Source organism: Bradyrhizobium sp. AUGA SZCCT0169, assembly GCF_018130085.1.
Taxonomy (GTDB): Bacteria; Pseudomonadota; Alphaproteobacteria; order Rhizobiales; family Xanthobacteraceae; genus Bradyrhizobium.
Map to the genome: position 1 here is coordinate 85,365 of NZ_JAFCMC010000024.1, position 11,603 is coordinate 96,967.

Consider the following 11,603-nt stretch of genomic DNA (forward strand, 5'->3'; position numbering starts at 1 on the left):
CGAACGCTGTTGCCGTTTGGCGGAGCCGGCTTTCAGCGTTGTAAGGGCGTTTTCAGCCCTGGCTGCAGGTCCGACAAGCCACGTGGAATCATCCCTGGGGGTTCTAGAAAGGATACACGCGATAGCTCCTTCGTTCAGGAGATTGCGAAAAAGAGCGACTGGCCATCGCGATTAATGCGCACCAAAAGGGGTCTGTTCTCCTTGCGCGCCTTTGCCCATTCTTCGGCCAGGTCCGGGGGCTGAGCGACGGAGCGATTATTGGCCGTCACGATCACGTCACCGGGTCGGATCCCGCTCTCGGCCGCTGGTGTGCCGGGTTCGACATCGCCGACCACCAACCCCGAATCGACGCCAAGGCGCCGCCGCGCGGCATCCGACATCGGTCCGAGACTTAATCCAAGCCGTTTGCCGTCCTTGTCAGAGTTTTCCCAGGCGCCCGTCCGAGCCGAGAGATCCTGTTGGCGCTGCCCAATAGCGAGCGTGATCTCCTGCGTCTTACCGTTTCGGACCACCGTAAGCGGGGTCTGCGTCCCGGGCTTCATTTCTCCGACGGCCCGAGAAAGAGCGCGCGGTCCCTCAATGGTCTGATTTCCAATGTGAGTGATCACGTCGCCGATCTTGATCCCGGCGTCGTCCGCGGGGCTGCCTGCCTCCACCGCGGCAACAAGTGCCCCCTTGGTATCGGGCCGGCCCAGCGCTTGGGCGATCCCGGTCGTCAATTCCTGCAGGCGAATGCCGACGTAGCCCCGCTCGACCTTACCCGTCCGGATGAGCTGATCCGCGACCGCCTGCGCGGTCCGCGACGGCACCGCAAATCCGATGCCTACGTTGACACCAACCGGCGAAAAGATCGCCGTATTGACGCCGATCACCTCGCCCGCGGCGTTGAACAGCGGGCCCCCCGAGTTGCCTTGGTTGATCGAGGCGTCGGTCTGCAGAAAATCGTCATATGAGCCGGCTTGGATGTCGCGTGCCCGCGCCGACAGCACCCCGACAGTGACCGTGCCGCCGAGGCCGAAGGGGCTGCCGATCGCGATGGTCCACGCCCCGGGCTCCATTTTGTCGGAATCGCCCCAGGTTGCGACGGCGATACCGGGACGCGGCTCGATCTTGAGCACTGCAATATCGGTGGACGGATCCCGACCGATTAGCTTCGCCGGGACATCGGTCTTGTCTGTGAAACGGACATGGATCTCGCTGGCTTTATCCACCACGTGGTTGTTAGTCACGATGTGACCCTCGGCACTGACAATGAACCCCGAGCCTAGCGCCGTCCGCGCCTGCGTACGAGGTTCGCCGAAGCGACGCCGAAATAGGTCACCGAACGGCAGGTCGTCCGGCAGCCCGCGCGCCTCGTTTTCTATCATCTGCTTCGTGAGAATCGCGACGACGGCGGGCATCTTATTTCGCACAACCGCAGTAAAGTCGGTTGGAACCGGGGCCGGCTGGGCAAAGACCGGTGTCTTCACCGACGCGAGCGCGCTCACGGCAAGAGCGCTCGCAACTAGGGTACCCAATAACTGCGTTCTCAGATGGCGGGTCATGTGGCGTTTCCTTTCTGAGCAGATTCGATCCGCCCCGCTCGAAAACTCGGCGGAGCTTTGCTCTACGGGTAACGTCGCTCTGCGCGAGCAGTTGCGTTGTTGGAAGCGCCGCGGCGTTTTGACCGAATGGAGGGGATGCTCTTCAGGTGAGCTGCTTTAAGGACGATAGGGGCAGCGGTGCGTTTCCTGCCTCCGACAAAGGGAAGTCAGGCCGCACCGTTCGCCTGACGGCGGTATCTGTACCTTTGCTCGCAGGTTGCGCGGGCCATATCGCCGCTCGGCTTCCGCATCTTCAGCCAGTTGGGATAGATGCTTGGGCAATGTCTAGCTTTTGCCGTTTCGGGCGGGGGGCTATTTCAACGGTAACTTGTTCAGCATAGGAACCATCTCATTCGGCAGGAATCGATTCCGAGCCGTCGGCCGTGAACCTCCAAGCCCGCGCCGCCGGTGAGCGGCCTTGGCAGCGTGGCGTATTGGCTGGGGTCGCTCTTGTTTAAGACCCGGTCATCGGAGTTGATTGCATCCGGCAGCCGCATGCGTTGCTTAGGATGGGCCGGGCAAGAAGAGATATTCAAGGTATGGACGGCCAATGAACAAACTGCCCATGACACGTGAAGGCTTCGCAGCTCTTAAAGAAGAGCTAGGGCAATGCCATCGGGAGCGACCGTACATTGCGGAACGCATCAGGGAAGCTATCGCGGACGAACCAAATCTGCCCGAGAATGCGGCTTATCAAGCCGCTAAATCTCAGCAAGAAATCAATGAGGCTCGCATTGCGGAACTCCAGGATAAGCTTGCTCGGGCCGAAATAATCGCCGTCTCGGAGCTCTCCGGCGACACCGTCAAATTCGGTGCAACTGTGACACTTATCGACGAAGAAACTCGCAAAAAGCGGCGATGGCAAATTGTCGGTGAGCCCGAAGCCGATGCAAAAAAGGGCAAGATTTCAGTTTTTTCGCCGCTTGCCCGCGCTTTAATTGGACAGACCAAAAATGCGTCCGTGGAGGTCCAGACGCCCAGCGGTTTTAAGACTTACAGGATCGACAACGTGGAATGGTGCTGAGGGCGGGGCCCGGGCATAGGTCTTCTTAACGCCGACGCCTGCGGGCCATTCAGGCATTCGGCACGCAAGGCGCATCGGAGAATTGTCTTAGTCTGTCAGGCGCGTGCCCTAACCTCATCCATTGCAGGACGGCCTCCGCCAACACCGCGGCACAGCGCGGATTCGCGCCGAGACCAGGCTGCGGCTGCCGGATCGAGGATGAGCTGTTTTGATCCGCTTCGTTTTAGCTCACCCTCGGGACGCCGCGCTCGTATTCCGTCGGCATGCGGAAGAAGCCGGGCCGAGCACTGTCGGGCAACAGAATAGTATCGGCCTTGAAAATCGGCGCGCTCGGCTTCCAGTTCATCCAGCGCATCGAATCCAGATAGGGAATAGGTGGAAGCGGCAGCAGATTGCCGGCACCGTCAATGGGCAGCTTCGGCGAACCGTCCATGCCCCAGGCGCCGAATGGCAGAAGCACCGTCGCCAAAGCGACCACCATTTTTCGGATGCAGCGTCCAAACGTCTCCGCACCGGCGGAGCCGAGTATGTGAGTCCTGATCATCTCATCCTCCTATCGTTGAAAAACTGATCCATGCGATCGTGAGAAGGCTGAGGGCGAACATGAGCCAATGCATTACGGTCGCCCCGCCCGTGCGCGATCGAGATTGCATGTCTGTGCTCATCTGGGTCTCCTTGTGCTTTGCGTTCCTTTCTTCTTTGGTTGGTCGTTGCCGGGGCGCGGCCGGCAGCTGCCGGCCAAAACTTGCTCAGAAGTCCATCGGCGGCGTGGCGGGCGCCGGCTCGGACTTCTTCGGCTTCTCTGCAACGAGCGCCTCTGTGGTGATGAGCAGCGCGGCCACGGAAGCCGCATCCTGCAACGCGGTGCGAACGACCTTGGCTGGATCGATCACGCCTGCCTTGGTAAGGTCCTGATATTCGCCGGTGGTGGCATTGAAGCCCCAGTTGTAGCTGGAGCTCTCAAGCAGCTTACCGACTACCAGCGAGCCGTCTTCACCCGCATTCTGCACGATCTGTCGCGCCGGCACCTGAATGGCGCGGCGCACGATATCGACTCCGGCCCTCTGGTCGGCATTCGAGATCTTGATGCCGTCAGGAGCCCTCATGGCACGCAGCAGGGAGATCGGCTGGCCACCGGTCAGGATTGCGATGTCCTCCAGCATGGCCTTGCGGCGATCCCCGAAGCCCGGTGCCTTCACCGCCGCGACCTTCAACCCGCCGCGCAGCCGGTTGACGACGAGGGTCGCGAGCGCTTCGCCTTCGACGTCCTCGGCAACCACGAGCAGCGGCTTGCCGGACTGAACGACGGCTTCGAGCAGCGGCAGCATGGACTGCAGGGTCGACAGCTTCTTCTCATGGATCAGGATGTAGGATCTTCGAACTCGACCCGCATCTTCTCGGCATTGGTGACGAAGTAGGGCGACACATAGCCGCGGTCGAACTGCATGCCTTCGACCACCTCGAGCTCGGTATCCAGGCTCTTGGCTTCCTCTACAGTGATAACGCCGTCGTTGCCGACCCTCTGCATGGCGTCGGCAAGAAAGCGGCCGATCTCGATATCGCCGTTGGCCGAGATGGTCGCGATCTGGGCGATCTCCTCGTTGGTGGTGACCTTCTTGGCGTGGGCCCTCAAATCATTGACGATGGCTTCGACGGCAAGATCGATGCCGCGCTTGAGATCCATCGGGTTCATGCCGGCGGCGACAGATTTCGCTCCTTCCTTGACGACGGCCTGGGCCAGCACGGTCGCGGTGGTGGTCCCGTCGCCAGCAAGGTCGCTCGTCTTGGAGGCGACTTCGCGCACCATCTGTGCGCCCATGTTCTCGAATTTGTCCTCCAGTTCGATCTCCTTGGCGACGGTCACGCCATCCTTGGTGATGCGCGGCGCACCGAACGATTTCTCGATCACGACGTTTCGCCCCTTCGGACCGAGGGTGACCTTGACCGCATCCGCCAGCGTATCCACTCCCCGCAGCACCCGATCACGGGCATCGGTTGAGAACTTTACCTCCTTGGCGGCCATGTTCGTTGCTCCTCTCTCTCAATGACAGACAGCTTCGCGAATTGTACTCAGGCAGCCGGTTTTGTCGACCGCCCAGAAGATCGCTCTCCTTCATGATCAAATAGTCCAGACCGTCGATCTTCACTTCGGTGCCCGACCACTTGCCGAACAAGACCCGGTCTCCCGGTTCGACGTCGATCGGGATCAGCTGGCCTTGCTCGCTTCTGCCCCCGGGACCCGCCGCGATGATCTCGCCTTCCTGCGGCTTTTCCTTTGCTGTGTCAGGAATGATGATGCCGCCGGCGGTCTTTTCCTCGGCATCGATGCGGCGCACGAGCACGCGGTCGTGCATTGGGCGGAAATGCATGCGCATCCTCCATGTCAGTTCGGCGATGTCCAAAAAAGCGGGTCCGGCGTTCGGCCCCGGCGAAAACGACCTAGGAAGCAAGAAACAAGCGTGCAAGAGGTCGTCGAAAAATTGTTGTCACTTTGGCCGTCTTGTTCAGCGATTCAGGACCCAAGGGATTCAGTTCGGCTCAGCAACAAACGTCATCTGGTCAACGCCGCTTCTTTTCCTGCTTCCGCTTGGCTTTCAGCACGTCCGCTTGAGTGCGATAGGCCCTTGCCAAGTTCAAAAGGTTTTCCGAGACTTCTGCATCAGCGGTCGCTCTCGCCCGCCGCTCGGCCTTGTCGGCCTGCTTTCGCAAGAATTTGGTTTCCTTTGGCATGGTGGGCCCCGCCCTGAGGAAAGCGTCAACTCTGACTATCGTTCAACATCCATGATCGCGCCACCTCTTCGAGCAGGTAGGCGAAGTGCATTGCCCTAGGCCGGCCAGCGATCGAAAATCAACTCGCCTTCCTGTCGACGTGCTGGAAGGACCTTGCCGTTATCTGTGGCTCCTCTAGATCGAGCAACGCGTCGATCACCTCCTTGAGATGGGAAGGCCTCGTCAGCGACCTGCCCTTCGAATGCTCCACCTCAATCTGGTAAGCATCAAGAGCCCAGCGCCGCAGGACATCTTCCTTTCGCGTCCGCGGCAGATTGCTGTCTAGCAGCACCTGTTGCGGATCTGTGTAACTTGCGGCGGGAACAATTTCAGGCCCGGACCCGCGGCGGAACACCTCCGGTCCAAGCGTTCGCTCAATCCCTTCCAGCCTGCGGCGGCGCTGCTGGCTCGCGGTTCGGCTCTCGGCGCTCGGATTGTCCGAAACCAGTCGCGGCGTCGGCCCCTGCAGGCCTTGCACGGTAAATTGCAGGCCTTGGCGGCGAGCATATGCGATGGCCGACTCGGCGGACGGAAACGAAAGTTCGATCTGAGCAAGGGTGTCGTCGTCGCCGGTCCAGCCCATCAGCGGCTCGATGTAGGGAGCAGAGCGGCGCTCGAAACAGCTTCCATTGCTGGGCGCGGGCCCGGCCCGAAGTCATCGGTGAGCGGGCAGGCTTGTAGATCGTGGCCTGCGCATCCGCTGGAAATACCGACCGCGTCGACTGACCCGGGACGCCTTGACGGGCCGTAAAGTCCGAACGGGCCGATAAAGGCGAGACGTTCATCGAAGGCCTCCGTCAGGATCAGGCGGGCGGGGCGAACCCGCCCACCTTCATCCTACTGTTTATTGTTTATTTCCGTTGATTGCGATCCTTTTCACCTTCCGTTGCGCCGAAGGGAGCTTCGGCAGCGTCACGGTGAGGACCCCGTCCTTGAACGACGCGGCAACCTTGTCCTGGTCGACGTCGTCGACGGGGATGCGTCGCTCGAAACGTCCGTAGTAACGTTCGCTGAAGCGACGCTCCTTGTCTTCCGTTTCGCTCTTCTTCTCGCCGCTGATGGTCAGCATACCGTCCGTGAGTTCGATCGCCACGTCGTTCTGATCGAGACCGGGAAGTTCGGCGACAACCTTCACTTCCTTCTCCGTCTCGTTGAGTTCGACGCTCGGCCAACCCATCATCGCAGGTGAGCCGAATGAACCGATGTCGAAGCTGCGGAATGCCTCGTCGAACATACGGTTCATTTCACGGTGCAGCGCAAGAAACGGATTGCCTGTTTCATTGCCATGGACGCTCACATTGCGTGAGCCGTCTTTCCACGGAACGAGATCACGTAACGCCATTTTTGTACTCCTTTCATGGTTTCGATCTGTCGCAGCTCTCCGGCGCGCGGCTTTGCCGCGCCGGTCGCCGCTCGACAGTCCCCGTTCACGCCGCCTGCGTATTTTCGGTTTTCTGGTTATCGTTACCTGTGCCGACGATCGCGATGCGCCGCGGCTTCATCGCCTCCGGCACCTCCCGCACCAAAAGGATGCTGAGCAGGCCATTGTCGAACGTCGCGTCCTTCACCTTCATGTGCTCGGACAGATTGAAGACGCGGCAAAACGGCCGCATGCTGATTCCCTGGTGCAGGTAGTCGCCGTCTTCTTTCTCGGCCTTGCCGCCTTCGACCGTGAGCGCGGATTGCTCCGCGGTAATGGCGATCTCTTGCGGCGTGAAGCCGGGCAGTGCCAGCGAGATCCGGTACTGGTTTTCCCCGGTGCGCAGGACATCGAACGGCGGGTAGTTGTCGTCGCCGACGGTCGCGTCATTCACCAGGTTCAAGAGGTGCTCAAACCCGACAGTCGAGCGCCTAAGTGTTGGCAGATCATACGTTCTCATCACCACATCCTCCTTTGAGCAACATGGGTAGGAGCATCACCGGGATGCCCCGATGGCCTTTGCCGGACCCTGCTTTGGCATCCGGCGCCACCTTGGGTGGCTACTAAAAAACTAGGAAGCTGTGAATTGGTTTCAAGAGGGAGAATATCCGCTCGCCGATCGGTGCGGCGGAACGACGCCGTTGGCCGGTCTTGATGCTGGACTAGCTGCGGACTTGGAGTGGCTTCTTGCGCCAGCTGCCGCGCGGCTATCGTCATTCTGATCGTACTGCTGCCGTCATGCTCAGACGGCCCTACCCACCATGATGTTCGCCGCGATGAGCGCAAACGGACAACCTGCCAGCGACTGTCCGATCGGCTTGAGACCGTCGGCGCTGGCAGGGAGATCGAGCCTTCAGTTCACCGTTCGTCGGGGCGCTCCAACTGGAAGCATGCCCAATTGCTAAAAAAGCCGAACGAAGGAACTGGTGAGGCCGATTGCGGTTTCTGAGCCAATCCCAACAAACCAACGGAGGTGTGAGATGAACTTCAGCTCGTCCATGCTCTCCCGGCTTGGCCTAGCGCTCGTCGGCTCGCTGGGGATCGGCATAAGCAGCGCATCCGCGCAGAGCTATCTCGAAACTTATGCGGAGCCCCTTCCTATCGTCGAGCCCTACCAGGTCGTGATGGCGCCCAGATACGTCGTACGACCGGCCGTCGTCGCGCCACCCGTCGTGCGTGAACGCACCATCGTGGTGAGCCGCCCAGGCTATGTGTCGACGCGCCTGGTGGGACCGCCAATGCCGCCGTCTTATGTAGTGGCCGACTGGTAACCCGGCCCGGAGCCCAACGCCCGACGGGCATTGGGTTTTGAATAGCGTTTTTGACAAGCGTTATCGTGTCGATCACGATCGCGCGGAGAAGAAGTCGGCTCGCCGGCTTTCCAAAGAAAGGAAGAAACGAACAACGGAGCCGTGAAATGCGACAACTAGTTGCAATTCTCATCTTTGTTGTGGCGGCGACTGTGGCGCAGGCCAAGCAGGACGGGGACGCTCGATCGACAGTCCGGGCCAAAGATCCGCCCAAGGCGTCCGTAACAACTCCCGACCGATTGCTTCGGCCTCAAGACGCTCGCGGCAAGACCGTCGAGTCATACCCGACATTTGCACCGGCTGGTGAGGTGGCGCTTCAAGCAGGATCGAAGGGGTGCTCAAATCCGCTCCGCAGAGAAGCGTGAAGTAACGAGGGTACAAGATTGCCGCCCACTGCAAAGCAACAACATCAGCCCCGCAAGGGGGACGGAGCACGACCCGATCGAATCGCGCTGCGTTTCTACGAGTGCTGTTCAGCCGAGGAGGTGACGACGGGGCGAGGCTCTGAGTTTATTTCCGAAGGATACGGCCGCGTTACCAGATAGATCTCGCCCGCTACCAGCATCACGGCGGCGACCGCACAGCACCAGATCGTGTAGGTCGTCCATCGCCTTCGAATTTGGCTCGCTCAGGATGGAGCCATCGCCTTTGGCTATCCGCGCGAGCGCTAGTTGAGAATAACAGCGGGTCGAAAGACCTTTGGCTATCCGCGACAGGCGCCGTTGTGAACGGCGGGCGATGGCTCCGCCTCATCAAACGTCGCTCGTAAAAATTCGTTCCCTATTGTTGCTGTCGTCACCAAGGCCGTCCGTAATGCAGTGCATTCTCTGGAGACTGGTCGCTTGAATACGTTCGTTATGGCTTGAGCGTGGTTGCGATAGTCAAAGCGGAGGAGCTACAAGGGCGCAGCTTTAACAATTGTTCATCAAAATTAAATGTTAGATATTTCGCAACTCCCACCGCCGATTTCGGTTTTTTGGGTCCCAAAAAAGGAGGGACACATGAAACCAAAATCTGCTCTTGTTGGCTTACTCTCGCTCGCCGCTATTGGATTGGCGCCGCAATCGGCATCGGCCATGCCGAACGGGTTGCCGCATGCCAACCACATCTCGAAAGTCGAGCAAGTGCGCTGGGTCTGCAACCCGTGGGGCCGCTGCTGGTGGCGGCCGAACTACTATCGCTCCTACGGCTTCTACCCCGTGCCACGCTTCGGTCATCGACATTGGGGTTGGCACCATCGCGGCTGGCGCCGGTGGTAACCTTCTGGGGGCTTCGCCCCCTTTATCTTTGGCAGTGCAGCGAAGAGAGGTGGTCCCTCCGAATCAGTTTCCCTCCTAGCGCCAATTTTTTTTACCGACCCTTGAAACCAAATCCGGTTTTCATAATTCTCCAATCGCCACCGCAGGGTGGTCCGGGCGCCTTAGGGCCCGGAAAAGCAGATACGGCCACCGGTCGTGTCCGGTGCCGCTTGTAACCATTTTGCTCTTTGGAGGATCTGGCCATGCGCACTTACGACTTCTCTCCCCTTTGGCGTTCGACCATCGGCTTTGACCGCCTGTTCGACCTCGCGGAATCCGCCCAGCGGGCGACCGAGGACAATTATCCGCCCTACAACATCGAACGGCTCAGCGAGGACAGCTATCAGATATCGCTCGCGGTGGCCGGCTTCTCGCCCGACGAAATCTCGATCACCGCCGAGCAGAACGTCGTGACGATCGAAGGCAACAAACCCGAAAAGGCCGAACGTCAATTCCTGTACAGGGGTATTTCGACCCGCCACTTCAAACGCCAGTTCAACCTGGCCGATTACGTCCAGGTCAAGAACGCGTCGTTCGATAACGGTCTCCTCAAGATCGAACTGGTCCGCGAGATACCCGAGGCCATGAAGCCGCGGCGGATCGCCATCAACGGTTCCGCGCAGGCCAACGTTCACCAGCTCGACTCAAAGGCGGCCTGAGCGAGCGTCCTGCGGCGGCCCGGCTTCGTTGTCTCGGGCCGCCGCCAACTCGTCTTTTCAATGGAGGACAACATGCGGCCGACGACCGCTACCGACAACGTCTTCGACTTCCAAGCGCTCTTGCATCCTGGCACGGTCTTCGAGCATCCCAAGGACGTGGTGACTCACCCGTCGCTTACGCTGGCCGAGAAGCGGGCGATCCTAGCTTCCTGGGCTTCCGACGCTTCGGCAATCGCTTCCTGTCCCGCGCTACGTGCGCCCGAGGGACTGAAAGGGCCTGTCAGCATCGATGCTATCTTGGAGGCGCTATGCGAACTGGATGGCGGCCCTCGCAATCCGCCCGGCGGCAAGCCGAACCGCCGCTTCTCCACGTCGCGGGTGCTGGCGGCCTGAGGAGAACCCATGGAAGATATTCGCCTACCCAGGCACGTGATTGATTGTATAGAGCATCGCTGGACGAGCCGACTGCAACAGGCCGCGAAGGCCCGGAACATCGACCGAAGGAGATCCATGCAGGCGCGCCACGTGCAGAGATCGACGGATCGCCGGTGAGCGAGCCTAGAAATCCGGCGGTGCGGGGCGGCTCCCCCAATTTGCGTCAGTTGCGCGGACCGCCAGGTTGTCCGCCCCCGGCAATTGTGCTCCGCTGATTTTGGCCCGGCATCCTTTGCGATCTCGTTCCACGAAAGCTCAGCGCGCAGATCATTCGGCATGTCGCCGAACTTGCAGATCACGGTGGCGTCCCCGAAGTCGCTCATCGTGGGATCTCTGCTGAGGCTGAAGGCGATGGCCCACGACGCCGTGTCACAGCGGTGTTCGGATTGAAGCCCTCCACCGCTTCGCCGGCGACGATGCCGTCGTCGGCGGCCACGAAGGTAAGGCGACGTAAGTAGGTGACGCCGGATATCTCTCAGTCGTACCAGTCCTTTCGATCGCGCTGGACGTCGAACCGGCCGCGTGCGTCGCCGGCAGAAGCCGAATCCCGAATCCTCGATCAGCGACTTGAAAGCAGTTCGCCACGATCAGCGCCTTGACGGCTTCCCATGCATCGCTGCCGCAGGCCGAGATGGCTTGTGCAAGGCGTCGCCTGGCCAGAAGGAAATGCTGATGTCGCTCGAGGACAAGAAGCCCAAGGATACAGCCGCCAAGAAGCCGGCGCCCAGACCACAGCGGAAGGATGGAGCTGATCAGTTATTGAGATAAGGCCCTACACTAAGTCACCCAGCGTACGTAACCGCCATCAAATCGGTGTTAAAAGATACCCATTGTCGACCACAATTGACGGGCGTCGGCAACTGAGAGTTCGAGAGCTCCCGCCTGCAGCCAAGGGAGCATGCTCGATGCTTCAGTCCAATGCCATTCTGGCTTCGCTTTCAGCAGGCGACGCGTCTGCACTTGCTCCTCACCTCGACGGCATCGCACCGATGCCGTGGCTGAAGAGCGCTGCCAACTGGACCCCCGGCACGGAAGAGGTGCAGCCGGAAGAAATCCGCGTGACCTTCATGGGGAGTTCGCCCTTGCCACGACCGGGCCAAATGGG

The 11,603-nt window shown here is 60.2% G+C and carries 12 protein-coding genes and 2 pseudogenes; 6 read left to right on the forward strand and 8 right to left on the reverse strand.

Annotated features, from left to right (window positions below; translation table 11 throughout):
- Nucleotides 1-134: 134 nt before the first annotated feature.
- Nucleotides 135-1,544, reverse strand: coding sequence for a Do family serine endopeptidase (locus tag JQ609_RS24045; protein WP_212208403.1), 1,410 nt, complete (start codon nucleotides 1,542-1,544; stop codon nucleotides 135-137).
- A 589-nt stretch (nucleotides 1,545-2,133) separates the two neighbouring features.
- Here JQ609_RS24045 and greA point away from each other — a divergent pair.
- Nucleotides 2,134-2,607, forward strand: coding sequence for a transcription elongation factor GreA (gene greA, locus JQ609_RS24050; protein WP_212208404.1), 474 nt, complete (start codon nucleotides 2,134-2,136; stop codon nucleotides 2,605-2,607).
- 223 nt (nucleotides 2,608-2,830) lie between these two features.
- Here greA and JQ609_RS24055 read toward each other — a convergent pair whose 3' ends face one another.
- The 7 genes and pseudogenes from JQ609_RS24055 to JQ609_RS24085 form a co-directional block, all read right to left on the reverse strand.
- Nucleotides 2,831-3,151 carry a hypothetical protein gene (locus JQ609_RS24055; RefSeq protein WP_212208405.1) on the reverse strand — a complete coding sequence of 107 codons (321 nt, stop codon included), beginning with the start codon at nucleotides 3,149-3,151 and terminating at the stop codon, nucleotides 2,831-2,833.
- 205 nt (nucleotides 3,152-3,356) lie between these two features.
- Nucleotides 3,357-4,630, reverse strand: a pseudogene (gene groEL / locus JQ609_RS24060) (chaperonin GroEL).
- 18 nt (nucleotides 4,631-4,648) lie between these two features.
- A pseudogene (groES, locus tag JQ609_RS24065) lies at nucleotides 4,649-4,976 on the reverse strand (co-chaperone GroES).
- A gap of 190 nt (nucleotides 4,977-5,166) precedes the next feature.
- Entirely contained in the window at nucleotides 5,167-5,337 is a 171-nt protein-coding gene (locus JQ609_RS24070) for a hypothetical protein (protein ID WP_212275175.1), read from the reverse strand.
- Nucleotides 5,338-5,455: 118 nt separating this feature from the next.
- Entirely contained in the window at nucleotides 5,456-5,959 is a 504-nt protein-coding gene (locus JQ609_RS24075) for an NADH dehydrogenase ubiquinone Fe-S protein 4 (protein WP_249128343.1), read from the reverse strand.
- 261 nt (nucleotides 5,960-6,220) lie between these two features.
- Complete coding sequence (locus JQ609_RS24080) at nucleotides 6,221-6,718, reverse strand: Hsp20/alpha crystallin family protein (RefSeq protein WP_212208407.1); 498 nt, start codon at nucleotides 6,716-6,718, stop codon at nucleotides 6,221-6,223.
- Between the two features lie 85 nt (nucleotides 6,719-6,803).
- Nucleotides 6,804-7,256, reverse strand: a complete 453-nt coding sequence (locus JQ609_RS24085) for an Hsp20 family protein (RefSeq protein WP_212208408.1) — start codon at nucleotides 7,254-7,256, stop codon at nucleotides 6,804-6,806.
- A 520-nt stretch (nucleotides 7,257-7,776) separates the two neighbouring features.
- Between JQ609_RS24085 and JQ609_RS24090 the strand changes: the two genes are divergently transcribed.
- From JQ609_RS24090 to JQ609_RS24110, 5 genes are all read left to right on the forward strand, one after another.
- Nucleotides 7,777-8,067, forward strand: a complete 291-nt coding sequence (locus tag JQ609_RS24090; protein ID WP_212208409.1) for a hypothetical protein — start codon at nucleotides 7,777-7,779, stop codon at nucleotides 8,065-8,067.
- 1,040 nt (nucleotides 8,068-9,107) lie between these two features.
- Nucleotides 9,108-9,365 carry a hypothetical protein gene (locus JQ609_RS24095; protein WP_212208410.1) on the forward strand — a complete coding sequence of 86 codons (258 nt, stop codon included), beginning with the start codon at nucleotides 9,108-9,110 and terminating at the stop codon, nucleotides 9,363-9,365.
- A 242-nt stretch (nucleotides 9,366-9,607) separates the two neighbouring features.
- Complete coding sequence (gene hspD / locus JQ609_RS24100) at nucleotides 9,608-10,063, forward strand: small heat shock protein HspD (protein WP_212208411.1); 456 nt, start codon at nucleotides 9,608-9,610, stop codon at nucleotides 10,061-10,063.
- 72 nt (nucleotides 10,064-10,135) lie between these two features.
- Nucleotides 10,136-10,456, forward strand: coding sequence for a hypothetical protein (locus tag JQ609_RS24105; protein ID WP_212275176.1), 321 nt, complete (start codon nucleotides 10,136-10,138; stop codon nucleotides 10,454-10,456).
- Nucleotides 10,457-11,403: 947 nt separating this feature from the next.
- Nucleotides 11,404-11,603 (forward strand): hypothetical protein (locus tag JQ609_RS24110; RefSeq protein WP_212208413.1); only part of this gene is annotated, 200 nt, incomplete at its 3' end.